Annotated in this window: 21 protein-coding genes; 7 read left to right on the top strand and 14 right to left on the bottom strand. The window is 53.6% G+C overall.

The annotated features are described in order from the left end of the window. Nucleotides 1–44: 44 nt before the first annotated feature. The 5 genes from C4H11_RS09035 to C4H11_RS09015 all read left to right on the top strand — a co-directional run bounded on the left by C4H11_RS09035 (nucleotide 45) and on the right by C4H11_RS09015 (nucleotide 4,802). The gene (locus C4H11_RS09035; protein WP_106041359.1) at nucleotides 45–518 is read left to right on the top strand and encodes an arginine repressor; all 474 of its coding nucleotides are present in this window, start codon (nucleotides 45–47) and stop codon (nucleotides 516–518) included. A 74-nt stretch (nucleotides 519–592) separates the two neighbouring features. Further along, the gene (locus C4H11_RS09030; RefSeq protein ID WP_106043291.1) at nucleotides 593–1,150 is read left to right on the top strand and encodes a GNAT family N-acetyltransferase; all 558 of its coding nucleotides are present in this window, start codon (nucleotides 593–595) and stop codon (nucleotides 1,148–1,150) included. A 15-nt stretch (nucleotides 1,151–1,165) separates the two neighbouring features. After that, nucleotides 1,166–2,374: an argininosuccinate synthase gene (locus C4H11_RS09025; RefSeq protein WP_106041358.1), complete on the top strand. Its 1,209-nt coding sequence runs from the start codon at nucleotides 1,166–1,168 to the stop codon at nucleotides 2,372–2,374. Between the two features lie 208 nt (nucleotides 2,375–2,582). Continuing rightward, on the top strand, nucleotides 2,583–3,551 hold the full coding sequence (gene argC / locus C4H11_RS09020) for an N-acetyl-gamma-glutamyl-phosphate reductase (RefSeq protein ID WP_106041357.1): 969 nt from the start codon (nucleotides 2,583–2,585) through the stop codon (nucleotides 3,549–3,551). A gap of 126 nt (nucleotides 3,552–3,677) precedes the next feature. Next, nucleotides 3,678–4,802, top strand: a complete 1,125-nt coding sequence (locus C4H11_RS09015) for an aspartate aminotransferase family protein (protein ID WP_106043289.1) — start codon at nucleotides 3,678–3,680, stop codon at nucleotides 4,800–4,802. Between the two features lie 143 nt (nucleotides 4,803–4,945). Here C4H11_RS09015 and C4H11_RS09010 read toward each other — a convergent pair whose 3' ends face one another. From C4H11_RS09010 to C4H11_RS08945, 14 genes are all read right to left on the bottom strand, one after another. Beyond that, nucleotides 4,946–5,695, bottom strand: a complete 750-nt coding sequence (locus C4H11_RS09010) for a metal ABC transporter ATP-binding protein (protein WP_281644618.1) — start codon at nucleotides 5,693–5,695, stop codon at nucleotides 4,946–4,948. 30 nt (nucleotides 5,696–5,725) lie between these two features. Beyond that, entirely contained in the window at nucleotides 5,726–6,655 is a 930-nt protein-coding gene (locus tag C4H11_RS09005; RefSeq protein ID WP_106041355.1) for a metal ABC transporter solute-binding protein, Zn/Mn family, read from the bottom strand. An 18-nt stretch (nucleotides 6,656–6,673) separates the two neighbouring features. Further along, nucleotides 6,674–7,354, bottom strand: a complete 681-nt coding sequence (mnmD, locus tag C4H11_RS09000) for a tRNA (5-methylaminomethyl-2-thiouridine)(34)-methyltransferase MnmD (protein ID WP_106041354.1) — start codon at nucleotides 7,352–7,354, stop codon at nucleotides 6,674–6,676. A 78-nt stretch (nucleotides 7,355–7,432) separates the two neighbouring features. Then, entirely contained in the window at nucleotides 7,433–7,909 is a 477-nt protein-coding gene (locus C4H11_RS08995) for a YqaA family protein (RefSeq protein WP_106041353.1), read from the bottom strand. Continuing rightward, on the bottom strand, nucleotides 7,894–8,892 hold the full coding sequence (locus C4H11_RS08990) for a hypothetical protein (protein WP_106041352.1): 999 nt from the start codon (nucleotides 8,890–8,892) through the stop codon (nucleotides 7,894–7,896). The genes C4H11_RS08995 and C4H11_RS08990 overlap by 16 nt, the downstream gene beginning before the upstream one ends. 26 nt (nucleotides 8,893–8,918) lie before the next feature. Beyond that, nucleotides 8,919–10,193: a phosphoribosylamine--glycine ligase gene (gene purD, locus C4H11_RS08985; protein ID WP_106041351.1), complete on the bottom strand. Its 1,275-nt coding sequence runs from the start codon at nucleotides 10,191–10,193 to the stop codon at nucleotides 8,919–8,921. 58 nt (nucleotides 10,194–10,251) lie between these two features. Further along, the gene (locus C4H11_RS08980; protein WP_106041350.1) at nucleotides 10,252–12,516 is read right to left on the bottom strand and encodes a S9 family peptidase; all 2,265 of its coding nucleotides are present in this window, start codon (nucleotides 12,514–12,516) and stop codon (nucleotides 10,252–10,254) included. A 35-nt stretch (nucleotides 12,517–12,551) separates the two neighbouring features. Then, nucleotides 12,552–14,072 carry a THUMP domain-containing class I SAM-dependent RNA methyltransferase gene (locus C4H11_RS08975; protein WP_106041349.1) on the bottom strand — a complete coding sequence of 507 codons (1,521 nt, stop codon included), beginning with the start codon at nucleotides 14,070–14,072 and terminating at the stop codon, nucleotides 12,552–12,554. A gap of 212 nt (nucleotides 14,073–14,284) precedes the next feature. After that, complete coding sequence (locus C4H11_RS08970; protein WP_106041348.1) at nucleotides 14,285–15,184, bottom strand: serine O-acetyltransferase; 900 nt, start codon at nucleotides 15,182–15,184, stop codon at nucleotides 14,285–14,287. An 86-nt stretch (nucleotides 15,185–15,270) separates the two neighbouring features. Continuing rightward, on the bottom strand, nucleotides 15,271–17,409 hold the full coding sequence (locus C4H11_RS08965) for a S46 family peptidase (RefSeq protein ID WP_106041347.1): 2,139 nt from the start codon (nucleotides 17,407–17,409) through the stop codon (nucleotides 15,271–15,273). A 25-nt stretch (nucleotides 17,410–17,434) separates the two neighbouring features. After that, nucleotides 17,435–18,796 carry a TIGR00341 family protein gene (locus C4H11_RS08960; protein WP_106041346.1) on the bottom strand — a complete coding sequence of 454 codons (1,362 nt, stop codon included), beginning with the start codon at nucleotides 18,794–18,796 and terminating at the stop codon, nucleotides 17,435–17,437. A 35-nt stretch (nucleotides 18,797–18,831) separates the two neighbouring features. Next, nucleotides 18,832–20,277 (bottom strand): lipopolysaccharide biosynthesis protein, encoded by a 1,446-nt coding sequence (locus C4H11_RS08955; protein ID WP_106041345.1) that lies wholly within the window; start codon nucleotides 20,275–20,277, stop codon nucleotides 18,832–18,834. A 53-nt stretch (nucleotides 20,278–20,330) separates the two neighbouring features. Next, nucleotides 20,331–21,362 carry a Holliday junction branch migration DNA helicase RuvB gene (gene ruvB, locus C4H11_RS08950; protein WP_106043287.1) on the bottom strand — a complete coding sequence of 344 codons (1,032 nt, stop codon included), beginning with the start codon at nucleotides 21,360–21,362 and terminating at the stop codon, nucleotides 20,331–20,333. Between the two features lie 423 nt (nucleotides 21,363–21,785). Then, a complete protein-coding gene (locus C4H11_RS08945) occupies nucleotides 21,786–23,060 on the bottom strand; it encodes a DUF2851 family protein (RefSeq protein ID WP_106041344.1) in 1,275 nt (424 codons plus the stop codon). Nucleotides 23,061–23,159: 99 nt separating this feature from the next. Here C4H11_RS08945 and dapB point away from each other — a divergent pair, with 99 nt between their 5' ends. Together dapB and C4H11_RS08935 are read left to right on the top strand one after the other, a co-directional pair. Next, nucleotides 23,160–23,927, top strand: coding sequence for a 4-hydroxy-tetrahydrodipicolinate reductase (gene dapB / locus C4H11_RS08940; RefSeq protein WP_106041343.1), 768 nt, complete (start codon nucleotides 23,160–23,162; stop codon nucleotides 23,925–23,927). Nucleotides 23,928–23,963: 36 nt separating this feature from the next. Beyond that, nucleotides 23,964–25,457 carry a S26 family signal peptidase gene (locus C4H11_RS08935; RefSeq protein WP_106041342.1) on the top strand — a complete coding sequence of 498 codons (1,494 nt, stop codon included), beginning with the start codon at nucleotides 23,964–23,966 and terminating at the stop codon, nucleotides 25,455–25,457. Nucleotides 25,458–25,469 lie beyond the last annotated feature (12 nt).

Raw genomic sequence — 25,469 nt, 5'->3', positions numbered from 1 at the left:
AAAACGCTAATTTTGCGCCATCACAAGAATAATTATACAAAAGTATGAAGAAAAAAGCGAGTCGGTTAGAAACCATCAAGATGATTATTTCAGGCAAAGAGCTCAGTTCACAGGAAGAATTGTTATCTGCTTTGGAAAAGGAAGGTTTTGAGTTGACACAGGCCACCTTGTCACGCGACTTGAAGCAACTGAAAGTAGCAAAAGCAGCAAACATGAACGGAAAGTATGTATATGTATTGCCCAACAATATCATGTACAAACGCCCCAACGAGCAAAGCACCAGCGAGATGCTTATGACAAGCGGTTTCATCTCGCTTCAGTTCTCCGCCAATATCGCCGTCATCCGCACTCGCCCCGGATATGCCAGCAGTATGGCCTACGACATAGACAACCGTGAATGTCCCGCCATCCTGGGAACCATTGCCGGAGACGACACCATCATGTTGGTGCTGAACGAGGCGGCATCGCACGACGAAGTGTTCAGTTTTCTTTCGGAAATCATCCCGAACATCAAATAACATATACAACGAGAAAGCAAAATGAAAGGATAAGAGGTATTCTCTTGTTCTTCATCTCTAATCAATGAATGGAAATGGATTCGAAACAAATTGATGTGATGGTGGCGGATGCCTCCCATGAAAGTTACGTAGACAAGATTCTGGAGACCATCCGTGAGGCTGCCAAGGTACGTGGAACCGGCATTGCGGAGCGCACCCACGAATACGTAGCCACCAAGATGAGGGAAGGGAAGGCCATCATCGCCCTGTGCGGCGAGGAGTTTGCGGGCTTCACCTACATAGAGAGCTGGGGAAACAAACAATACGTGGCCACTTCGGGTTTGATAGTACATCCCGACTACCGGGGGCTGGGGCTGGCCAAGCGCATCAAGACGGCCTCTTTCCGGTTGGCACGCCTGCGATGGCCCAACGCCAAGGTATTCAGCCTCACCAGCGGGGCAGCCGTGATGAAGATGAATACCGAACTGGGCTACGTGCCCGTCACCTTCAACGAGCTGACGGACGACGACGCCTTCTGGAAAGGGTGCGAGGGGTGCATCAACCACGATATATTGATGGCCAAGGAACGTAAATTCTGCATCTGCACAGCCATGCTTTACGACCCGAAGCAGCACGAAGATGATAAAATCTAAAACGTCCGAAAAGAAATGGAAGCAAAAAAGAAGAAAGTAGTAGTGGCGTTCAGCGGTGGTCTGGACACCTCGTTCACGGTGATGTATCTGGCCAAAGAGAAAGGATACGAAGTTTACGCGGCTTGCGCCGACACCGGAGGCTTCAGCGCCGAACAGCTGAAAACCAATGAAGAGAATGCCTATAAACTGGGAGCAAAGGCATACGTCACCCTTGACGTGACGCGGGAGTATTACGACAAGAGCTTGAAGTACATGGTCTTCGGCAATGTGTTGCGCAATGGCACTTACCCCGTCTCCGTAAGTTCTGAGCGCATCTTTCAGGCACTGGCCATTGCCCGCTATGCGAACGAGATAGGGGCAGACGCCATAGCCCACGGGTCTACGGGGGCAGGCAACGACCAGATACGGTTCGACATGACCTTTCTGGTGATGGCGCCGGGCGTGGAAATCATCACACTGACGCGAGACATGGCCCTGAGCCGTCAGGAGGAAATCGACTACCTGAACAAGCATGGCTTTGCCGCCGACTTTGCCAAGCTGAAATACTCGTATAACGTGGGGCTGTGGGGTACCAGCATCTGCGGTGGCGAGATTCTCGACTCTGCCCAAGGATTGCCCGAAAGCGCCTACCTGAAGCATTGCCGGAAAGAAGGCAGCGAGCAGTTGCGCCTCACCTTTGAGCAAGGCGAGCTGAAAGCGGTGAACAACGAGGCGTTTGACGACCCCATCCAAACCATCCGGAAAGTAGAAGAGATTGGTGCGGCTTACGGCATCGGGCGCGACATGCATGTGGGCGACACGATAATAGGCATCAAGGGACGCGTGGGCTTCGAGGCGGCTGCGGCAATGCTGATTATCGGCGCTCACCGCTTTCTCGAAAAATATACATTGAGCAAATGGCAGCAGTACTGGAAAGACCAAGTGGCCAACTGGTACGGCATGTTCCTGCACGAGAGCCAATACCTGGAGCCGGTGATGCGCGACATTGAGGCTATGCTGGAGTCTTCGCAACGCCACGTGAACGGTACGGCCATTCTGGAGCTTCGTCCGTTGGGCTTCTCTACCGTAGGTGTGGAAAGCAAGGATGACCTCGTGAAGACTAAATTCGGCGAATACGGAGAGATGCAGAAAGGCTGGACGGCAGAAGATGCCAAAGGCTTTATCAAAGTGACCTCTACGCCGTTGCGGGTGTATTATGCCAATCATAAGGAGGAAGAAATTTAGAGTTGGGAGGGGGATTATTTTTTAGACGCGGATGACACGGATGCCGCAGATTTTTTTCTTTTATCGTGCGGGATGAAAACATGATGTTTCTTTTTTAAGATAAGACTGTGTTATCTGCGCCATCCGCGTCTAAAGAATGTGCATCGCCAAACCTTACCGCTTTATCGGACAACAGATTATAACCTAAAAAACAATAGAGATTGACAATATGATTAAAGTAGGAATTATCGGAGGAGCCGGCTATACGGCAGGCGAACTGATACGCTTGCTCATTAACCACCCTGAAGCGGAAATCGCCTTCGTCAACAGCTCGAGCCATGCCGGAAACAAAATCGCCGACGTGCACGAAGGTCTGTACGGCGAAACGGAGTTGGAGTTTACCGACCGCCTGCCGTTAGACGAAATCGACGTGCTCTTCTTTTGTACGGCACACGGCGATACAAGGAAGTTTCTGGAGAGCCACAACGTTCCGGAAGAGTTGAAGATTATCGACCTCTCCATGGACTATCGCATCGCTTCGCCTGAACACGACTTCATCTATGGCCTGCCGGAGTTGAACCGTCGCGCCACCTGCACGGCAAAGCACGTTGCCAATCCGGGCTGTTTTGCCACCTGCATTCAGTTGGGACTGCTGCCTCTGGCCAAGCACCTGATGCTGAACGACGATATCATGGTGAACGCCATCACCGGCAGCACGGGGGCAGGCGTAAAGCCGGGCGCAACGAGCCACTTCAGCTGGCGCGACAACAACCTGAGTGTCTATAAAGCTTTCGAGCACCAGCACGTACCCGAAATCAAACAGTCGCTCAAGCAGTTGCAAAACAGTTTCAACTCGGAGATTGATTTCATTCCCTACCGTGGCGACTTTCCTCGCGGCATCTTCGCCACCCTCGTGGTGAAGACCAAAGTGGAGGAGGAAGAGATCGTACGCATGTACGAGGGGTATTATGCCAAAGATTCCTTTACGCACATTGTGGAGAAGAACATCGACCTGAAGCAGGTGGTGAACACCAACAAGTGTCTTATCCATCTGGAGAAGCATGGAAACAAACTGCTCATCATCTCCTGCATTGACAACCTGCTGAAAGGGGCTGCCGGACAGGCTGTGCATAACATGAATCTGATGTTCAATCTGGAAGAGACTGTGGGGCTTAGGCTCAAGCCGAGCGCATTTTAGAAACCCACGCCGGCCTTTTTCCCGGTCCCCTCGCGTATGAAGGGGAGGAGGAATGGACGGAAAACAGTATTTAATTACCTAAAAAACGAAGGTAATTCCCTTTAGGGGAAGTGCTTCTTTTTGCTTATGAATCTATTTGATGTATATCCTCTTTTTGACATCAACATTGTCAAAGGCAAGGGCTGCTACGTGTGGGATGAGGAGGGTACGGAGTACCTCGACCTGTATGGCGGCCACGCTGTTATTTCCATCGGACATGCCCACCCGCACTATGTAGAGATGATAAGCCGACAGGTGGCGACACTGGGGTTTTATTCCAACTCGGTGATCAACAAGTTGCAGCAACAGCTGGCCGAACGGCTGGGTAAGGCATGCGGCTACGACGACTATTCCTTATTCCTCGTCAACAGTGGAGCCGAGGCTAACGAGAATGCCCTGAAGCTGGCTTCCTTTCATAACGGCCGGACGCGCGTGGTTTCTTTCGAGAAGGCTTTCCACGGACGTACCTCGCTGGCGGTAGAAGTTACCGACAATCCTAAAATCATCGCTCCCATCAACGCCTGCGGACACGTCACCTACCTGCCGTTGAACGACATCGAAGCCATGAAGGAAGAGTTGGACAAGGGCGATGTCTGTGCCGTCATCATCGAAGGCATTCAGGGGGTGGGCGGCATACAACTGCCCACCGGTGAGTTTATGCACGCCCTGCGTCAGACCTGCACCGAACACAATACGGTGCTGATTATCGATGAGATACAGAGCGGATACGGGCGCAGCGGTAAGTTCTTCGCCCACCGGTACCACGGCATCAAGGCTGACCTCATCACTGTGGCAAAAGGCATCGGCAACGGTTTCCCGATGGCAGGTGTACTCATCAGTCCCATGTTTGCTCCGGTCTACGGACAGCTCGGGACGACTTTCGGCGGCAATCATCTGGCTTGCAGTGCCGCACTTGCCGTATTGGACGTGATGGAGCGGGAAAACCTTGTGGAGAATGCCGCAAAGGTCGGCGCTTATTTGCAACAGGAGCTGAAGAAGATGCCGCAGATCAAGGATGTGCGTGGCTTGGGATTGATGATTGGTCTGGAATTTGAAGCTCCTATCAAAGAGTTGCGTCTGAGGCTTTTGAAAGAGCAACATGTGTTTACCGGCGTCAGTGGCACGAATGTGATTCGCCTGCTTCCGCCCCTCTGTCTCGGGCTGGAGGAGGCGGATATATTTCTTGAACGTTTCAGGAGGGTGGTGGAATAAAGAGTACCGAGACAAAATCCGCATACTACGGACAAACATTCACAATTGCGCAAACGAAGAATTGAACCGAAAAGTGAAGAGGATACCGTAAGTTAAAGTGCATACCTACATCGGTCGGAGAAAAAAGCACAATGCTTCTTTGTTTAGTCGTGAGCATGTTTGTGCTCTCCCAATATTCTGTGAGGTAGCGTTCCATGCCCCAGCAACTCTATCGGGCAGTTGAAGTTCCGTTCCAACCACTCCCCCGTGATGCCGGTATCGGGATGGTAATCCAGCGTTTCGTTGACGCAGGCAATGGACTTGACTTGTTGCAGCACAGTGCCGATGTCGTGGCTGACAAGGATTATGGCGCACTCTTTATTTATTTCCGCCAATAACTCGTAGAGACGAGCCTCGAAACGCTTGTCAATGTACGTGCTGGGTTCATCGAGAATGACGACTTGCGGGTCGGAGATGATGGCACGCCCCAACAAGGCACGCTGCATCTGTCCGCCACTCAGCGAACCGATGGCACGTTGCTCCATCCCTTCCAGTCCCATGCGTACTATTACATCGCGGGCCTTTTCCCGATGCAGAGAATTGAAACGAGAGACAAGTTTTTTTTTGCTGCTCAGTCCCGACAAGACAACCTCTTCTACCGTAATGGGAAACTTCCGGTCGATACTGTTGTACTGCGGAAGATAGCCGATGGTTAGCGGTAACCGCTCACCGCTATATAAAATTTCTCCGGAAATGGGCTTCAACAATCCCAGAATACATTTGATCAGGGTTGTTTTTCCTCCGCCGTTAGGGCCGATTATGCCCAAAAAATCACGCTCGTAAATGGTCAGGTTCACGTCACGCAGTACAATACGGCCGTCGTATCCGGCATAGAGATTCTTTATTTCAATCATACGTTTTGGTGATTTTGCAAGCATATTGTTTTACTCTCGGGCCGTCTCGGCAGAATTGGACGAGAGGCTCTTCGCCACATTCAGCATCTCTTCCTCCCAATCGTAGGAGAGAGGATTGATGCTTACCACTTGTGTTCCTGTTTGTCGGGCTATAAGCTCGGCATTACGGCGGTCGAATTCCGGTTGTATGAAGATGATACGCACTTTTTCGGCCTTGCAGGTCTTTATCAGTTCCTTTAAATGGGCGGGCGAAGGCTCCTTGCCACTTGCTTCGATGGGAATTTGGCGCAGGTCGTAGTCGCGCGCAAAGTATGACAATGCAGGATGGTAAATCATGAAGGCACGGTCGGCATTACCTGCGGAAAGCATTTGGCAGACGAGGTCGTCCGTATGCTCGATTTTTCGGATAAGGTTCTGATAACGCTTTGTGTAAAAGGCTTCGTTCTCCTTGTCGAGGGTGCAGAGGGCATGGAGAATGTTTCCCGCAATGAGTTGCGCATTGGTGGCGGAATTCCAAATGTGAGGTTCTATGCCTGAAGCATGGTCATGAGCTGCGTGCGTATGATTGTCCCCTTCGTCATGACGATGCGCGTGGCTGTCGTCCGAAATCAGTTCCACACCTTTGGACATATCATAGAAGTGCAAGTGCGGAGCATTGTCCGTAAGTTTCTCTATCCATGTCAACTCAAAACCGATGTATCCAATGCGGAAGTAAGCTTTACTCTTGGCAAGGTCTACGAGTTGTCCCGGAGTAGGATCGTAGGTTTCCGGACTCATGCCTTTGGGTACCATGCTGACAACGGAAAACTTATCACCTGCAATGGCTTCGGTGAAATATCGCAATGGTTCGATAGTGACGGTAATAATAGGTTTACCGTCGTTCTTATCCGTTTGCCGGTTTGCCTGCTTGCAAGCAAGAAGCAGAACGGCTATGAGGAATAATGAATAAACTTTTTTCATTTGGTGGTTGGTTAGTGATTAGTGGTTAGTCGCTCTTTTCCTTCCTCTCAGTATCTCTCGTTTTCCGCCGGGGGGACCCGGAAGACGTTCCATCTCAAACCCTATGTTTTGCAGCATGCGGCGTATTGCCCCTTTGGAACAGTAGGTCGTCAAAATGCCGTTGTCATTCATCGCAGCGTACATCTTTCGAAATATCTCTTCTTTCCACATCTCCGGTTGCTTTTCAGGAGAAAAAGCATCAAAGTAAACGAGATCGTATTGCAGCGATAAACGCTCACTGCCGGCAACGGACCATTCACCGCCGGCTACGTTCTCCCGCACTTTGCGCAAGATGAAGTTGGGCGTAATATGGACATCCTCTTCCCATGGTGCTTCGTGCAGTGTCTTGAACAGCGGATGGCTGCTATAATTCAACGCATTCACTTCGTGCCATGCAAGCGGATAAAGATCAATGCCGGTGTAGTGTATGCACCGTTTTTCTTTCTCGGCAGTCTCCAAAGTAAGTAGCGCATTCAGCCCGGTGCCAAAGCCTATCTCCAGCACACAAGGGTGAGAAGCGGGCGATGCTTTCAGGCCCATATCGATAAAAATGTGCTGCGACTCGGTACGCGCCCCCTTCACCGAATGGTAATGCTCATTCAGCTCGGGAACGAACAGCGTAGAGCTTCCGTCTTCTGTCTTTTCAATTACACGTTTCATCCTTCTCTGCCGTTTATTTCTTTTCTTAGTTATCCGTTTTTTATTCCTTCTCTTTCCAGAGCCAAGGGGGAAGCGGTTTTAAGCCATCATTGCCACCGCTCCTTGCAATGCCCATAGCATCACGATGTACCGCGTCAGCTTTCCTGTGAACATAGAGGTAATGGTCAGTGCGATGTTGCTACGCATAAATCCTAAAGCAATGGCTATGGCTTCGCCCACAAAAGGCAGGAAGGCGAAGAATGCCATCAACGCACCTTTTCCTTGAAGGAAATGTTGCATTTTATCTATCTTTTCTTTCTTTACCTTGAAGTATTTTTCAATCCAGTCTGTCCGTCCCAGACGGCCCATGCAGTAGCACGTCATGCCTCCCGCGGTGTTGCCCAGTGTGGCGGCAAGGATGCAGAGCGCAGGGCTTAGCCCTACCTTGACTAACGCCACCATCACCACTTCCGAGCTGAATGGAATGATGCTTCCTGCCAGCAAAGCGGAAATGAATAAACCGGGATAGCCCCAGTCTATCAGTAGTTGCACAAGTGTATCTATGAAAGTGTCCATACATTGAGTCCGAGTAAAATGAACAATCCAATGAAAGTGAAGATAAAGAACAAGTTGGAACTGCGGCTGTTAGTCAGTACAAACAAGTGTCCGGCCAAGATGCTGACGCCGATGAGCAGCAACGACAGCAGATGAATTGTTAATGCCGGTTGCAGACCGATGTATACAAAGATGCAAAGATTCAGCAGGATGAGGAAGTGCAGATAGCTTCGTGTGCGTATCTTGTCCTCGTAGCCGGCTATGAGGCAGTGAACCGAACTTACGACGAACAGTAGCAGAAAAAAGCCCAGTGTAGCTTGCTCCCACGGTGCGAAATCGAATCCGATGGGTCTGAATGACACCAATTCTCTGAACGGTTGGTAGAACAACTCCATCTGTCCGTAGTAAAAAGCATATCCTAACAGGAACCAATAAGGCAGACTCCATCCGACCAACGAAGCAAAGAAACTCTTAGGCTGAAGTGAATGGAAGTTGTAAGCTCCTATCCAAAAGACGGGGATGAAGAACATGAGTTGTGGCAGTAGCAGACTACCTGATCCGATGAATGCAAAGGCATGGAAAAGGTTGCCCATGGAGCGTACTTGCTGATAGCTGTTGAACAAGAAATACAGGGCAGCAAGGAATGCTACGGAAGCCAAATCTCCGGCATACAGCGTATGAATGCAGGGGCAGACGGATATCAACAGGAAATAAGCAGAGGTCTGCACCGATGCCCGCATCCGAATGATGGCAAACGTGTTATTGAGCTGTATCAGGAAATAACCTATCACGGCATAGAGGATAAAGCCAAAGAACCGATTTCCCCAAGTGGGGATGCATAAGTCGCAGAACGTCTGCCAAAGCGGATATTCGCTTTGCTGTACTTGCAGTTCGGATAACAGAGCGTCTGACAATAGCCAGCAGGCTATTGATATCAGGATGGCGGCAGGCAGTGTAAACCGCCCCGTGGTTATCCGGCTTTGCAATCGTTTGGTTCTGTGCATACAGGCTGTTTGTTTACTTGGAAGAGCTAAAGGTCGAAGCCGATGTCTTTTCTGAAGTATTTCTTCTCGAAGGCTATCTTTTCGGCCGCTTTATAGCACTTTGCCAGGGCTTCTTCTTTCGTTTCTCCATAAGAGCAGACGGCAATGACGCGTCCGCCGGCAGTTACTGTCCGTCCGTCTTTTGTAGCGGTGCCGGCATGGAACACGAGGCTGTCCGTCTGTGCCGCTTGCTCCAGGCCTGAGATGGCTTTCCCTTTCTCGTAGGCTTCGGGGTAACCGCCGCTCACCAGCATGACACAGGCGGCCGTGCGGGGGTCTAACTCCAAGGTACGACGGTCGAGGTCTCCTTGTGCGACGCCTTTCAGCAACTCTACCAAGTCACTCTTGATGCGCAGCATGACGCTTTCCGTTTCGGGGTCGCCCATGCGCACGTTGTATTCGATGACCATCGGTTCGCCTTTCACGTTGATGAGTCCCAGGAAGATGAAGCCCTGATATCGGATTCCTTCTTCCTGCAATCCGTTCACCGTAGGTTCGATGATGCGGGTGCGCACCTTCTCCATGAACGCCTCGTCGGCAAAGGGTACGGGGGTGATACTCCCCATGCCTCCGGTGTTGAGGCCTTTGTCTCCCTCGCCGATGCGTTTATAGTCTTTGGCCACGGGCAAGACCTTATAGTGTCGGCCGTCGGTCATGACGAACACCGAACATTCTATCCCGCTGAGAAACTCCTCGATGACCACCGTGGCACTGGCGTTGCCGAACATTCCGCCCAGCATCTCTTTCAGGGCGTTCCGTGCCTCTTCCAGCGTGGGCAGAATGAGTACTCCCTTGCCGGCACACAGGCCGTCTGCCTTCAACACGTAGGGGGCTTGCAGCGTTGACAGGAAGTCGAGCCCCTCTTGCAAGGTGGCGGACGTCACGCTCAAGTAGCGGGCAGTGGGTATGTGGTGGCGTGCCATGAACGCTTTGGCAAACTCCTTGCTTCCCTCCAGCATGGCGCCTTGGGCGGTAGGGCCTATGACGGCGATGTGGGCGGTGTAGTCGTCAGCCTTGAAGGCATCGAAGATGCCTTGCACCAATGGGTCTTCGGGGCCTACCACTATCATGTCGATGCCTTTCTGGAGTGCGAAAGCTTTGAGTGCGGCAAAGTCGGTGGCTTTCAGGTTCACATTCTCGCCGACCGCCTGAGTTCCGGCGTTGCCGGGAGCAATAAACAGTTTCTCTACTTGGGGGCTTTGGGCAATCTTCCACGCCAAAGCGTGTTCACGACCGCCTGAGCCTACTAATAAGATCTTCATGGTTGCTGTTCTGTATGGTGTTATCATTTATCTGAGTTCGAAAGGAGACTTTTCTGCATCAGAGGTAGTCCTCAAAATACCTCGTAATCTTTTCGTGCAGATGCACACGGTCGCGGCCCAGCACGTTGTGTTTGTGGCCGGGGTAGACGAACAAGTCCGGATAGGTGCGGGCATCCACACAGGCCTTGATGAACGAGAGGCTATGCTGGGGCACGCAGGTGTCGTCGTGGTCATCGTGGATGAGGAGCAGATGTCCCTTCAGGTTGCCGGCAAGGTTCTTCAGGTTGGTGGCCTCGTAACCTTCGGGATTGGTTTGCGGGGTATCCATGTAGCGTTCGCCGTACATCACCTCGTAGTAGCTCCAGTCGATGACCGGGCCGCCCGCCACGCCTACCTTGAAGATTTCGGGATAGCGCAACATCAGTGCGGTGGTCATGTGTCCCCCGAAGCTCCAGCCGTGCACGCCGATGCGGTCGCCGTCCACGTAAGGCAGGCTTTTCAGGAACTCCACGCCTTTCACCTGGTCTTTGCCCTCTTCGATGCCCAGCTGACGGAAGGTGACATTCTCGAACGCCAGTCCCCGGTTGCTGCTGCCCCGGTTGTCCAGCGAGAACATGATGTAGCCCTTGTTTGCCATGTAGAGATCCCAGCCGCGGGCATCGTTCATCCAGCCGTTGGTCACTATTTGGGCATGCGAACCGCCATATACGTAGACGATGGCGGGATATTTCCGGTTCGGGTCAAAGTCCGCAGGCTTGACGATGCGGTAGTAGAGGTCGGTTGTGCCGTCGGCGGCTTTCAGCGTTCCCGTTTCGATGCTTGGCATGTCGAAGTCTTTGTACGGACTGGCCGCTGTCAGCAGGTGGACAAGCCGTTGGCCGTTCCGGGTGGCTGTAAGGTCGATGCGGCGGGGCACGTCGGGCGTGGAATAGCTGTCGATGAGGTAGCTGCCCGAGGCAGAGAGACGGGGACGGTGCACGCCCTGGCCGTTATCCAGACGGGTGATTCGGCCGTTACTCGCGTTCACCTTATATATATTGCTCTGCAAGGGCGACTCTTTGGTGGCGGTGAAGATGACCTCCTTCTGCTTGGCGTTGAAGCCCAGCACATCTTGCACCAACCAGTCGCCGGAAGTAAGTTGCAGGCCGGCGGCTCCTTTCGGGCTTTTGCCGTTGCCGGCGGTTGTCAGCGGGCTTGGCGTCTGCTCCCCGCTTTCCAAGGTCAGGGAGCGGGGCTGTGCGGACAGCTTGCCAAGGTCGAAGAGGTAAAGGTGGTTGTATCCGTCGCGCTGGCTGCGGTAGATGAACTTCGTGTCGTCCCACGGGAGGAAGAGCAGGGGATGCTGCGGCTCCACGTATTTGGGATGCCTTTCCTCCAACAGCACTTGCAGCAGCGTGCCCGTCTGCGCGTCGTATCGGCAGAGCTTGGAGCGATTCTGGTCGCGGTTCAGCTCTATCAGGAAGAGGCTTTTCCCGTCCGGCGCCCACGAGAGGTTGGTGAAGTAGCGGTCGGTAGGGTCTCCGGTGTTCAGATAGACCGTTTGATGGGTGGCAGGGTTGTAGATGCCCACCTGCACCCGGTGACTGGTCATGCCCGCCATGGGATAGCGGATGGCGTTCAATTCGCCCACCCGTGCGGTGATGTCTACCAGCGGATATTCCGTCACCATCCGTTCGTCCATGCGGTAGAAGGCGAGGAGGTCGCCGGCAGGACTCCAGAAGGTGCCTTTCGAGATGCCGAACTCGTTGCGGTGCACGCTTTGTCCGCAGACCACGCCGAGAGGTTCGTCGGTGATGCGGCGGCCGTCTACGTAGAGGTTGTTCTCCACGGTATAGGCCAGGTGAAGGCTTTCCGTGCTCAGGTCGTAGTTGGCGGCGGGTTCTTTGGGCAGGTCGTCTCTGCGGGTCAGTTGACCGGTTCGCCAGTTATAGACGGCAAACTGCTGGGGCATGGGCAGCAGCAGCTCTTCTTTCCCGGGCCAAGGCAGACGCACGCTGTAGAAGTGAGACAATTCTTTCAGTCCCGCCTCTTTCAAAGCGCGGTTCACCGCTTCTCGGGTGACGAGCAGGGTTTCTTTTCCGCTTTGGGGGTCGATGGCTTTCAGCTCGTCTATGTCGGGCTTGATGCAGACATCGCCCCACCACTGCAGGCCGTACAGGTTTTCGACATAACGGTAGGTTTCCCCGCCGGGGATAAGGTCTTCCAGCGTGGGGCGTTTCAATGCTTCGGCAGTCGGTTCTTGTGCCATGGTGTGGGTTGCGTGGGGGGCTGACAAGGCAAACAGCAATGCCAGCGTGCCCCGGGTTATGATTTTCTTGTTCATGAATATGGTTGTTTTAAGGGTTTGCGGAGAGGGAATTATTCCTTCTCTCTCCTTTCTCGTCTTTTTCTTTCCGGGTACGACTCTCCCGAGCGGGGTTTGCCTGCGGGGCGGAAGTCCCGCTTCTCACGGGGGCGGAACTCCCGCTTCTCTCCGTCCTTGAACTCACGACGCTCTCCGGGACGAAATTCACGTTTCTCATTGCGAAATTCTCTTCTTTCGCGCGAACGGAACTCCCGTTTCTCCCCGTCTTTGAACTCGCGACGCTCTCCGGGACGAAACTCTCGCTTTTCATTGCGAAACTCTCTTCTTTCGCGGGGACGAAACTCACGTTTCTCGCCATCCCCGGACTGACGCTTTTCACCTGCTTCCTCCGAGCCGAGCTCTTTGCTCAGCTCTTCTCCGCCTTCGCGAAACTCCTTGTACTTTCCGTCGAAGATTTCGTACTGACGGAACTGGCACTCCAATGCGCCGTTGAACAAGGGCGTCTTTGTAGTAGCTTTCAGTCCGATTTGGTCGAAGCATTCGTCACGGTAAGAAAGCACCCACGCCGTGTTTCCAATGAATGCATGTTTCAGCCGTTCCCCTATCATGGAGTAGAGCCCCAGCAGGTCGTTCGTGGAGATGCGCTCACCATAAGGAGGGTTAGTAATGATAATCGATTTTTCAGCCGGTTGTTCGAACTGCTGGAAGGGTTGCAGCTTCAACACCACGTCCTTGCTGACACCGGCAGCCTTTAAGTTGCGTATGGCAATCTCGTTTGCTTTCGGATTGTTATCGTAGCCGTAAATCTTATGGGTGAACTCACGTTCCTGACTATCATCGTTATAGAGAGCATCGAACAGATCTTGGTCAAAGTCCACCCACTTTTCGAAAGCAAACTCCTTGCGGAAGACTCCCGGGGCGATGTTGCGCGCGATGAGCGCCGCCTCAATGGGGATAGTACCCGAGCCGCACATGGGGTCTATCAGGTCACACTCGCCTCGCCAGCCCGTCATCAGTATCATGCCGGCGGCCAGTACTTCGTTCAGTGGCGCTTCTACAGCCTCTTGGCGGTAGCCACGGCGATGGAGTGATTCGCCACTGGAGTCGAGCGAGAGAGTGCAACGGGTCTCGGCGATATGGATGTTCAGCAGTACGTCAGGCTTGTTGACACGCACGCCGGGACGCTCGCCCGTCTTTTCACGAAAGTAGTCCACGACGGCGTCTTTCACCTTATAAGACACGAACTTGGAGTGGCGGAACTCTTCGCTGAAGACGGTAGGTTCTACGGCGAAGGTCTTGTCCGTGTCCAGATAATCCTCCCAACGGATGGATTTGATTTGCTCGTAGACTTCGTCGGCATCTTTGGCGTCGAAGTGCTTGATGGGCTTCAGGATGCGTATGGCGGTGCGCAGACAGAAGTTGGCCTTATACATCATCTCTTTGTCTCCGCTGAAGGACACCATGCGGCGGCCTATCTCGATGTCGTTAGCCCCCAGTGCGGTGAGTTCTTGTGCCAGTACTTCTTCCAATCCCTGAAAGGTTTTGGCAATCATTTCGAAAGATTGTTCGTTCATCGATATTGAATATGCTTTCTATTGTTTGATATCTTATTGTATTTCGGTTCCTTATTTTCTTTTGTCAGACACAGCCTTTTGTCCTGTCAAGTATTGGTCTCTCCCTTCTCAGGCATGAGGTCTGTCTTGTCAGGGACTTGCGTCTGTCGGGCAGGCCGGAAACGGGACACCGTACCGCATCCCCGCGGGATGCTCTCGCATTAGCGGGACACTCATTTGCGGGCTTTGGTCTGTACGATTCTGGCGCCAGCGGGCACGTCTTCCGTCACCCAGATGTTACCGCCCACGGTGGCACCTTGACCGATGGTGATGCGTCCCAATATGGTGGCGTTGGAATAGACGATGACGTTGTCCTGCAAGATGGGGTGCCGCGGGATGCCCTTGATGGGCTTTCCGTCCGCGTCCAACGGAAAACTCTTCGCCCCCAGCGTGACGCCCTGATAGAGTTTGACGTGGTTCCCTATCACACACGTCTCGCCGATGACCACGCCCGTGCCGTGGTCTATGGTGAAGTGGCTGCCTATCTCAGCACCCGGATGGATGTCGATGCCTGTCTCGCTATGCGCCATCTCGGTGAGAATTCGCGGGATGAGGGGGACACCCTGCGTGAGCAGCCGGTGGGCAATGCGGTAGTTGCTGATGGCACGTACGGCGGGGTAGCAGCTGATGACCTCGCCCGGCGAGTGGGCTGCCGGGTCACCGTTGTAGGCGGCCTCCACATCCGTGGCGAGCAGGCGCCGCATCTCTGGCAAACAGCTGATAAACTTGGCTGCCAGCAGGGAGGCCTCTTCGCGCTGCATCTCCGTGCAGTAGCACGACTCACACTCTTCGCCGAAGCACAGTCCGGCGAGTATCTGCTCGGACAAGAGGTCGAACAGGCGTTCTACATTCACGCCGATGTGATACTTTACCGTGCGGCTATTTACCGTGGAGTTTCCGAAATATCCGGGGAAGATGATAGCTCGCGCTAATTCGATGATGTCACACAGAACTTTTGCCGAGGGCAGTGGATTGCCGTCTGTATGCTGGTGAAACAGGCCTTTATAAGACTCGCTTTCCGATAGCTCGTCGACTGTTTGTGTCAAAATGTGAGTAAAGTTGAGTGGACTCATTCTGTGATATCCTATAAGTTTATAAGCGGCAACAAAGATATAAAATACTCGTTAAATATCCTACATATTCTATATATAGTACGTATTTACATTATCCCCAGCCTCTCCACCACGTGTTTTGCGCCCAGTTTTTCGAGGATGAAGAGGATGTAGCGGACGTCCACGCCGATGGTGCGCTGCGTCTTCGGCTCGTAAAGGAGGTCGCTGCTCATGGCCTCCCAGTTGCCGTCGAAGGCCAGGCCCAAGAGCTGGCCACGGGCATTGAACATGGCACTGCCCGAATTGCCTCCGGTGATGTCGTTGTCGGAGATGAAGCATACCTTCATTTCGCCGTCCCTGTCGGCATAACGGCCGAAATCGGCGGACGAGAGCAGGGAGAGGATTTCGGGCTGTACGGCGAAGTCCGGGTCGCCGGCATGCGCGCGTACTTTCTCCCGAATGCCTTCGACGGTGGTATAGTGGCCGTATTTCACCCCGTCCGACGGGGCATAGCCGCGCACGGTGCCGAAGCTGAGGCGCATGGTGGCGTTGGCGTCGGGATAGAAGTTACGCGCGGCGTACATCCGTCGCACGGCGGCATTGAACAGGCGCTCGCAGCGGACAATCTCTTCAGAGGGTTGTTGCGTCTGCGCGTTCATCTCGAAGGCTTTCGTGAGGAGGTCGATGCTCAAGGCAATGGCGGGGTCATCGAGGAACTGATAGGTGGTGTCTCGCTCCAGAAAACGTTGCAGGCCGCGCGGAGTGGTGACCTGCGAGCGGGCATAGAGCGTGTCGACGTAGGCCTGTTCATTGCCTCCGTATTCGGCGGAAATGGTGCGGTAGACTTCGGGCAGATAGATGGAGTCCACCTGCGAGCGGTATTCTTTCAGCAGGGCCGTAAAGACTTCCTTGTCGATGTTCAAATCCAGACGGGCATACTTTTCGACAATGGCCCTCATGTTTGCCGTTACGTTTTTCTCTTCTCCCTCGAAGTCGAAATTGAGGATAGACAAGGCCAGCTGCATCAGTTCGGGACCGTTCAGGAAGGATTCGGCAAAATAGGCCATGGCGCGAGTGGCTTCGCGGCGGGCCTTGTAGTTCAGTTCCAAGTCGGAGAGCAGGTGCAGCAGCTTCTCCTTCTCGTGGGGTGTTTGTCGTATCCAGTCGCGCAGCTCTTTTTCCAACATACGTTTTTTGTCCAGCACCCGGAGTTTCTGGATAGCACGGTTCACCCCGATGCTGTTCTTCCAGTAATTGGAACTCTCGTCGTACTTGGCCGCATACTTTATGCGGATGGTGTCGCTGCGGTCCATCTCGCGTTTCCAGATGGCCTGTTTAATGCCGCGCACGTCTATCCGCGCTTGGTTGACGGTGTTCATCATCTCTTCGATTCCGAACGAGGAAAGGTAGCGTTCGGTGCTGCCCGGATAGCCCATGGTCATGCAGAAAGAGCCTTCGCGGTAGCCATTGAGCGAGATGGGCGCCACGTAGGGAGGATGATAGGGCACGTTGTCCGGCGAATAGTCGGCCGGGCGGTTGTCTTTGCCGGCATAGATGCGGAATACGCAGAAGTCGCCCGTGTGCCTGGGCCATACCCAGTTATCCGTATCCCAGCCGAACTTGCCTACCGACGAGGGCGGGGCAAACACCAGACGGACGTCATTATAGTCTTGATAGATTGACAACCAGAACTCATTGCCGCCGTAATAGGCATCTACAATGCCCGTCAAGGTGGAATCTTTGCGAGACACTTCCTCGCCGATGCACAGCATGACGGAGTCTACCGCCACGGTGCGCTCGGTTTCGCTCATTGCCTGACTTACTGCTGAGAGCACCCGCTTCGTCACGTCTTCTTGCCTCAGCAGAAAGCGCACGTAGAGCTCGGGGGTGGGCAACTCTTCGCTGAGGCTACGGGCCACAAAGCCATTCTTCAAGTAATCGTGCTCTACGGACGAGTGCTGCTGCACGCTGCCGAAGCCGCAATGGTGGTTGGTGAACACCAGTCCGTCTGCCGACACCACGACTCCCGAGCAAAATCCGCCGAAACTTACCACCGCATCTTTCAGTGAAGGGCGTTTGGGGCTATACAACCGGTCGGCGGAGAGTTGCAGGCCGAGTTCTTTCATGGCTCGTCGCGTCTGCTTGTTCAGATGTCCCGGCATCCACATGCCTTCGTCGGCCTGCGCCTTGGGGCAGAACAGGCAGAACAGGCAACAGGCAAGTATAATCGCTGTTTTCTGTTTCATCCTCGGTTCAACGTATGCCTTGTTGTCATTCTGCAATCAGCCTCAACCGTTTGGCTTTGGTACGTGCCTTGAGCCATTCGGTGATTTTCTCTTTCTCGCGTGCATCGGGCTTTTTGCCGAATCTCAGCACAGCCAGCGTCACGGTGTCGGTGCGTGCCGAATCTACCACCGCCTCGATGGCATGAGAGATTGAAACGCTTTTCACTGTGGGATAGAGCACTTTCAGTTCGGGTATAATCGTCTGCCCCATCTCGTCGAAAGCTTTATATCGCTCCAGACTATTCTCTAAAGAAACAATGCGCTGCTTCTGCTCTATCAGGCGCTCTTCGCTGTTTTTATAGAAATCTTCCATCACCATGGCACGGATGGAGGAGATATCCACTGCGTCGTTGTTCATGCCCTGAAGTACGGTCAGCGTGGTGTTGCCCAGCTTATAGTCCGCCATCTTGCTGCGGGCAATGGCAATGGAGGCTTCGGGCACTTCTTTCCCAATCAGCACCACGCGTATTTCGCGTCCCTTGCCGCCGTGCTGAATTTTCCTATCCAGCACCTGTGTGTTCTCGAAAGAGAGCTGCTCGTTGATGAAGCGATTGGCTGCCCCCTCGAAGAAGGTCTCCTGAACGATGCCTACCGTCAGATAAACGGCCGGACACATGGTGAGCACGGCAATCAGCACGATGTACTTGCGCACTTTCTTCTCACGGTTCTTGTCGACGAACTCCTTGCGCTGGAAGTGCATCACGCGCACGCCCAAAAAGGTGGCCAGACTGATGAAGACCGAATTGATGAAGTAGAGGTAGAACGCTCCAAAGAAATAAATCAGATTTCCCGTGGCCAGTCCGTAACCCGCAGTGCAAAGCGGCGGCATCAAAGCCGTGGCGATGGCCACACCGGGAATTACGTTTCCTTTCTCTTTGGTAGACAGTGCCGTGACGCCTGCCAGACCGCCCAACAAGGCGATGAATACATCGTAAATAGTGGGCGAAGTGCGGGCCAACAGCTCCGACTGTCCTTCGGCCACGGGACTGATGAGAAAGAAGACCGTAGCGGTGGTGACGCTGAACAGGGTTGTTATCAGGAAACTCTTGAACGAGCGCTTCATCAGTTCGAAATCGTTCAGACCTACCGAGAGCCCCACCCCCATGATAGGCCCCATCAAGGGAGAGATAAGCATGGCACCGATAATCACGGCGGTTGAGTTGACATTCAAGCCCAGAGACGCCATGAAGATGGCGAATATCAAAATCCAGAGGTTGGCGCCTTTGAATTCCACTCCTTTGCGAATGGACTCTACTGTGGCAAGTTCGTTGTCCTTGTCTTTACGCAAATCAAGATATTCTTTCAAGAATTTCTTTACGGCAAATGTTTTTCTGTCAGTTGGTTTCATAACGTTTACTATATAATTTACTATTTACAAATGATTTATCTCTTCACCAAACGGTTTAACAGCGGAATTTGGCGAAGCGGCATGTCGCGTTTGATGATGTAGGCCATAAAGACCAGCAGCAAGATGGTGCGGTAGGTCAGGCGCAGGTAGAGGTTGTCTATCGGGACGTACTCCGCAGCCACATAAAGCACGGCGGCAAGCAACACGTAGCAGCCTATCGACTTCAAATCGTAACGGATGGGATACTTCTTCTGCCCCACAAGGTAAGACAGGAGCATGGCCGTGCCATAGCTGCAGAAACCTGCCCAAGCGCAGGCCATGTAGCTGTAACGGGGTATCAGCAGTACGTTCATCGTTATCAGTATGGCGCAACCTATCAGCGAGAAGTAAGCGCCCCAGCGCGTCTCGTCAATCAGCTTGTACCAGAAGGAAAGGTTGAAGTAGATGCCCATGAAGATTTCCGCCGCCATGACGATGGGCACCACGCGGAGTCCCTCCCAATAGTCGCGCCCGATGATGAACTTGAGGATATCCAAATAGAACATCACGGCCAGAAAGGCCAGCAGGGTGAAGATGATGAAGAACTTCATGGCGGCGGCATACATCTCTTTATTCCCCTTCTCGCGGCTCTTGCCGAAGACAAATGGCTCGTAGGCAAAGCGGAAAGCCTGTGTAAACATGGCCATCACCATCGCTATCTTGCTGGCGGCTCCGTAGATGCCGAGTTGCACGACGGCTTCTGCCTTGTCCGGATAGATAAAGGGGAAGATGATTTTATCCGCCACCTGATTCAGTATGCCCGCAATGCCCAGCACCAGCAGGGGGAGGCTGTAGTTCAGCATCCGACGGAGCAACTGCTTGTCGATGACGTAGGTAAACCCGCGCAGTTCGGGTATGAGGCAGAGCATCACCACCGAGGTGCATATCAGGTTGAAGAGGAAAGCATAGCCCACGTCAGTGCCTTCCATCCATACGTAGTAGGTAAGGTTCATCGCTATGTTCAGGAAGATGAACAGGAGTTTGAGCGAAGCAAACTTTATCGGCCGTTTCTTGTAGCGCAGGTAGGCGAAGGGGATGCTCTGGATGGCGTCCATGGCCACCACAATCATCATCATGCCCACATACCAAGGGTGTTCTCCATAGTCCAGCAGGGCGGCAATGGGGTTGAGGAACAACAGCCCCAGCGCAAGGAACGTAAGCGAGCCGATGCCCACGCTGAGCAGGGTGGTGGAGTAGACTCGTGCGGGGTCGTCCTCTCCTTTATTGGCGAAGCGGAAGAAGCCCGTCTCCATGCCGCACGTCAAGACGACCAGCAGCAAGGCCACCCAGGCATAGATGTTAGTCACCACACCATATCCTCCCGACTGTGCCGACAGGGCTATGGTATATACGGGAACCAGCAGGTAGTTCAAGAATCTGCCTATAATGCTGCTTGCCCCATAAATGGCAGTTTCTTTTGCCAAAGACTTCAATCCGTTCACGTCAGTTAGTGTTTAGCGTACTTGATGAATAATAAAGCTATCTTCTCCCACCCCTAATCGCTAAACAACGTTGTCTGGCTGTTATAAAGGTTGCGGCCCAAGTGCTTGTAGGCCAGTTCGGTGACTTCGCGTCCGCGTGGAGTGCGCTTCAGAAATCCCTCTTTTATCAAGAACGGTTCGTACACCTCTTCGATGGTTCCGGCATCTTCGCCCAAGGCGGTGGCAATGGTGGTAAGGCCTACCGGCCCGCCTTTGAATTTGTCGATAATGGTGCAGAGTATCTTGTTGTCAATCTCATCCAACCCGTATTTGTCAATGTTCAGCGCTTCCAACGAGAATTGTGCGATTTCCGTGTCGATGCTTCCTGAACCCTTCACCTGCGCAAAGTCGCGCACACGGCGAAGCAACGCATTGGCGATACGCGGCGTGCCCCGGCTGCGCGAAGCTATCTCCGCCGCCGCCTTTGTGGAGCAGGGCACATCGAGGATGCCTGCCGAACGGCGGATGATGCCGCTCAGCACGTCGTCGTCGTAATACTCCAGATGCAGGTTGATGCCGAAGCGCGCACGCAGGGGAGCCGTGAGCAACCCGCTGCGAGTAGTGGCGCCCACCAGCGTAAAGGGGTTCAGGTCTATCTGTATGCTACGTGCCGACGGGCCTTTGTCTATCATGATGTCGATGCGGTAATCCTCCATGGCAGAGTATAGATACTCCTCCACCACGGGAGAGAGGCGGTGAATTTCGTCGATGAACAGGACATCGTTCGGTTCTAAAGAAGTCAGTATGCCGGCAAGGTCGCCCGGTTTGTCGAGCACCGGGCCGGAGGTAATCTTAAAGCCCACGCCCAATTCGTTGGCAATGATGTTGCTCAGTGTGGTCTTTCCCAGTCCGGGAGGGCCGTGCAGCAGCACATGATCCAGAGCCTCGCCCCTAAGGCGTGCTGCTTTTACAAAGATGCGCAGGTTGTCCACCACCTTATCCTGCCCGCTGAAATCCTCGAAGTTCAGGGGGCGCAGGGCGTTCTCGAAATCGCGCTCCTTTCCCGTCAGTTGCTGGTTGCGTATGTCAAATTCTTCTTGTTCCATGCTATGCTTTTGTTCCTTTTGCCGCCTTGCCCGAAAGCTTTTCTGCTTTTCGGCGCGCAGGCATTCGCTCCGTGCGAGCAAAGATAACCAAAACCGACGAACCTTGCAGTTTTTATATTGAAAAAAAAGAGATACCCACCCCAAGTGCCGCAAGCGAAGATGTCGGCCGATGATTCGACCTTCCTTTCCGCCTGCGTTTTAACGGTCTGTCTATCAAGATGTTTATGATTAGTTTGTCAGATACTTGTGTTCAAGCTGACAGGCACTTGTGTCTGATGTGATAAACACTTGTGTCTGACACGACAAACGCAAGTGTCTGGGAAGACAAACACAAGTGTCTGTCGGAAAGCCTTCAAAAGACGGGAAAAAGCCCTTGCTTCCTTTCGGTCGTTACGGGTGAAGAACCGTTCTACGGCAAGGCGTTTACGCCTTTTTCAGGTACTCGTAGCCGAACCTGCACCGCAAGCACTCTTTCCTGTCGCAATACTCCTTCCGAAGCTGGAGCAAGGCCTGCGAATCGGCTGCAGTGGAAACAGGCAATCCCGCCTCTGCCCACAACCGGATGATGCGGTTATCCTCGGCCGTTAGCGATTCGAGAAAACGGGTGGCACGGTCGCACAGCGAATCGTCGGCCTTGTGCAGCCCGTAGGCATAAAGAAAGGGGACGACGGTGTTTATCAGAATCAGTTTCAGGGCATTCGCCCCCACGGATTTCGTTCGGCGGGGCGACGGCCTGCCGAAGATGAAATGCTCCTCCCAATAAGCCGATGTGGGGGAGGTGAAAAGCCTCTTCACCTCATCCGCGCTGTCCGCCTCCATGACACGGGAAAAAAGTCCCTGTTCGCGGTGATACAAACCGGCCAACTGCGCCAGCCTGACGTGGGGGAAGTTGCCGGGACGCAGGCGCAGGAAGCGCCATCGGTGGGCATCCATCGGCGCAGGCAGTCCGAACTTGTGTTGCAGATAACGGAACTCATCCCGGAGTTTCAGGTAATACTCATCCGCTTCGGGAGGCACTTCCTCCAACAGGCCGGCCTGCCCGAAGAAAAAAGCCTCTACTTGGAAAAGATTGTCGCGATGCTTGTCCACGGCACGAAACGGAAGGTTGCCTGCCCAACACTCGAAAGCGTCGCCGTTCAGTCCGAAGCCGAAGTTGCGGGCAAGGGTGATGAAAAAGGCGTCTTCCCAATGGCCGGTGTTACGCTCCAACCTTTGGTAGATGGCGTGTGCCTTCTGTTCAAGACGCTCCACTTGCAGGGCCGACAGCCAAGCGTGAACGGTGAGCTTGGGGAGGGCGGGCAGTATGGAATGGCAGGGAGGAAAATACTCGGTGCGGCGCAGCTCCTCGTAGCGCTGCCTGACGATGTCGGGGCAAGGAAGCACAAGCTGCTGAACCGGCTCGCCGTTTGCCCGGCATACCTCGCAGTCGCACTTGCCCACCACGTGCAGGATGACGGTGTCGTAAGCCTTGTCGTGCTGGTGTCCGTGGCGCAGCCAGTCCGAAGCCTGTGTATGCACCTCTACGTTGCCCACCCAAAGCGTACCGTCTATTTTCAGTTTGGCATTGAAGAAGTCAGGGCCTGCATTCGTGTTCGGCAAACCGGCATCTATCACTTCCACCGGCAGTCCGGAGGTGGTCCGAAGCGAAGACAGAGGAAAGATTTTATGCTTCCAGACGTAGTGCAGTAATTGTTCCATTGTTAACAAGACGTTAATGTTGGGCGCAAATGTAAGAAAAAGATTATCTTTGCGACCTATACTTCGCTGATAAACTGAATGAATAATAAAATAAGAAGAATGAAAATCGCACTAATCGGTTACGGAAAAATGGGCAGGGAGATTGAGCGGATTGCCCTCGACCGCGGACACGAAATCGTCTGCATCATCGATGTGGACAATCAGGAAGACTTCGATTCGGCTGCTTTCAAGAGCGCCGATGTCGCCATAGAATTCACTAACCCCATGGTGGCATACACCAACTACATGAAGACCTTCAGGGCGGGCGTAAAGCTCGTTTCGGGCAGCACGGGCTGGATGGCCGAACATGGCGAAGAGGTGAAACGCCTTTGCACCGAGAGCGGCAAAACACTGTTCTGGTCGTCCAACTTCAGCTTGGGGGTGGCCGTCTTCTCGGCCGTGAACAAGTATCTGGCAAAGATCATGAACCGCTTCCCCGCCTACGACGTGACCATGAGCGAGACGCACCACATCCATAAACTGGACGCCCCCAGCGGCACGGCCATCACCCTTGCCGAGGGCATCATCGAGAACCTCGACCGCAAGGACAAATGGGTGAAAGGAACTTTCCGTGCTCCGGACGGAACCGTTTCGGGCACCGGCCGATGTGACGCTCGCGAGCTGCCCGTCAGCTCCATCCGCGAGGGCGAAGTGCCGGGCATACACACCATCCGCTACGACTCCGAGGCCGACAGCATCACTATCACCCACGATGCCAAAAACCGCAAAGGCTTTGCGCTGGGCGCCGTACTTGCCGCCGAGTACACGGCGGAACACCACGGCTATCTCGGGATGAGCGACTTGTTCTCTTTCCTGAAAAATCAATAGAATCATCGGACATCATCAATCAAACAACCATATACAATGAGAAAAGCAACACGTGCCCAATGGATTAAATTCGCTATCGCAGCCCTGCTCTATCTGCTCTTCCTCGTCTGGGTAAGAAGCTGGTGGGGACTGATTGTACTGCCTTTCATTTTCGACGTCTATATCAGCAAGAAGATATCGTGGGGATGGTGGAAGAAGGTCAGGAATCCGGCTGTGCGCAGCGTGATGAGCTGGGTAGATGCCATCGTATTTGCCTTGGTGGCCGTCTACTTCGTAAATATTTATGTGTTTCAAAACTACCAGATACCTTCTTCTTCGTTAGAGAAGTCGCTGTTAGTGGGCGATTTCCTCTACGTCAGCAAGATGAGCTATGGGCCGCGCGTGCCCAACACACCGCTCTCCATGCCGTTGGCGCAGCATACGCTGCCCATACTGAACTGCAAGTCGTACATCGAATGGCCGCAATGGAAGTACAAACGCGTGTCGGGATTCGGCCGGGTGCAGCGCAACGACATCGTGGTGTTCAACTTCCCCGCCGGCGACACCGTGGCAACCAACTTCCAGCAGACCGACTTTTACAGCCTTGCCTATGAGGAGGGCAAGCGCATCTATCCCAACAAAGTAAATATGGACAGCCTGACGCGAGACCGCCAACGCACCGTTTACGAGTTGTACTACAACGCCGGACGCAACCTCATCCGTTCCAATCCGCAGATGTACGGCGACATCGTGGTGCGTCCCGTAGACCGCCGCGAGAACTACGTGAAACGTTGCATCGGCTTGCCGGGCGACACGCTGCAAATCAAAGACGGACAAGTGTATATCAACGGGACACCCGCCGTGAATCCGCAGGAGATGCAGTTCAACTACTTTGTGCAGACCACCGGCCCTTACATTCCGGAAGAGATGTTCATCGAACTGGGCATCAGCAAGGACGACCGGATGCTGATGAGCAGCGACCTCAATTGGGAGGAAGGATTGCTTGATATGGGGCTTGACCGCCGCGACGCGCAAGGCCGACTGACGCCGGTCTATCACCTGCCGCTCACCCGGAAGATGTATGACACGCTGTCGGGGAACAAAAAACTGGTCAGCCGCATCGTGAAAGAGCCCGATTTATATTCCGGACAGATGTATCCGTTGAACCTCCACACCGGCTGGACACGCGACGACTACGGTCCGGTATGGATTCCCGCCAATGGAGCCACCGTCCGCCTCACCGCCGACAACCTGCCCCTCTACGAGCGCTGCATCACTGCCTACGAAGGCAATCGGCTGGAACTGAAGCCTGATGGTATCTACATCAACGGCGGGAAGACAGATACCTATACCTTTAAGATGGATTACTACTGGATGATGGGCGACAACCGCCACAACTCCGCCGACTCGCGCTACTGGGGCTTCGTGCCCGAAGACCACGTGGTGGGCAAGCCTATCGTGGTTTGGCTCTCGCTCGATAAAGACCGTGGTTGGCTCGACGGCAAGATTCGCTGGAACCGCATATTCAAGTGGGTAGACAACATCAAATAACCGTATCCGAAG

The organism is Bacteroides zoogleoformans, from assembly GCF_002998435.1.
GTDB classification, from domain to species: Bacteria; Bacteroidota; Bacteroidia; order Bacteroidales; family Bacteroidaceae; genus Bacteroides; species Bacteroides zoogleoformans.
The sequence above is the reverse complement of the archived record's forward strand: the minus strand, read 5'-3'. Positions and strand labels throughout refer to the sequence as shown.

Coding starts and splice junctions, on each gene's coding strand:
- dapB (WP_106041343.1), top strand. CDS start 23,160: ATGAAAATCGCACTAATCGGTTACGGAAAAATGGGCAGGGAGATTGAG.
- C4H11_RS09030 (WP_106043291.1), top strand. CDS start 593: ATGGATTCGAAACAAATTGATGTGATGGTGGCGGATGCCTCCCATGAA.
- argC (WP_106041357.1), top strand. CDS start 2,583: ATGATTAAAGTAGGAATTATCGGAGGAGCCGGCTATACGGCAGGCGAA.
- C4H11_RS09035 (WP_106041359.1), top strand. CDS start 45: ATGAAGAAAAAAGCGAGTCGGTTAGAAACCATCAAGATGATTATTTCA.
- C4H11_RS08980 (WP_106041350.1), bottom strand. CDS start 12,516: ATGAACAAGAAAATCATAACCCGGGGCACGCTGGCATTGCTGTTTGCC.
- C4H11_RS08935 (WP_106041342.1), top strand. CDS start 23,964: ATGAGAAAAGCAACACGTGCCCAATGGATTAAATTCGCTATCGCAGCC.
- C4H11_RS08945 (WP_106041344.1), bottom strand. CDS start 23,060: ATGGAACAATTACTGCACTACGTCTGGAAGCATAAAATCTTTCCTCTG.
- C4H11_RS09025 (WP_106041358.1), top strand. CDS start 1,166: ATGGAAGCAAAAAAGAAGAAAGTAGTAGTGGCGTTCAGCGGTGGTCTG.
- mnmD (WP_106041354.1), bottom strand. CDS start 7,354: ATGAAACGTGTAATTGAAAAGACAGAAGACGGAAGCTCTACGCTGTTC.
- C4H11_RS08960 (WP_106041346.1), bottom strand. CDS start 18,796: ATGAAACCAACTGACAGAAAAACATTTGCCGTAAAGAAATTCTTGAAA.
- C4H11_RS08990 (WP_106041352.1), bottom strand. CDS start 8,892: ATGCACAGAACCAAACGATTGCAAAGCCGGATAACCACGGGGCGGTTT.
- C4H11_RS09005 (WP_106041355.1), bottom strand. CDS start 6,655: ATGAAAAAAGTTTATTCATTATTCCTCATAGCCGTTCTGCTTCTTGCT.
- C4H11_RS08995 (WP_106041353.1), bottom strand. CDS start 7,909: ATGGACACTTTCATAGATACACTTGTGCAACTACTGATAGACTGGGGC.
- C4H11_RS08965 (WP_106041347.1), bottom strand. CDS start 17,409: ATGAAACAGAAAACAGCGATTATACTTGCCTGTTGCCTGTTCTGCCTG.
- ruvB (WP_106043287.1), bottom strand. CDS start 21,362: ATGGAACAAGAAGAATTTGACATACGCAACCAGCAACTGACGGGAAAG.
- C4H11_RS09010 (WP_281644618.1), bottom strand. CDS start 5,695: ATGATTGAAATAAAGAATCTCTATGCCGGATACGACGGCCGTATTGTA.
- C4H11_RS08975 (WP_106041349.1), bottom strand. CDS start 14,072: ATGAACGAACAATCTTTCGAAATGATTGCCAAAACCTTTCAGGGATTG.
- purD (WP_106041351.1), bottom strand. CDS start 10,193: ATGAAGATCTTATTAGTAGGCTCAGGCGGTCGTGAACACGCTTTGGCG.
- C4H11_RS09015 (WP_106043289.1), top strand. CDS start 3,678: ATGAATCTATTTGATGTATATCCTCTTTTTGACATCAACATTGTCAAA.
- C4H11_RS08970 (WP_106041348.1), bottom strand. CDS start 15,184: ATGAGTCCACTCAACTTTACTCACATTTTGACACAAACAGTCGACGAG.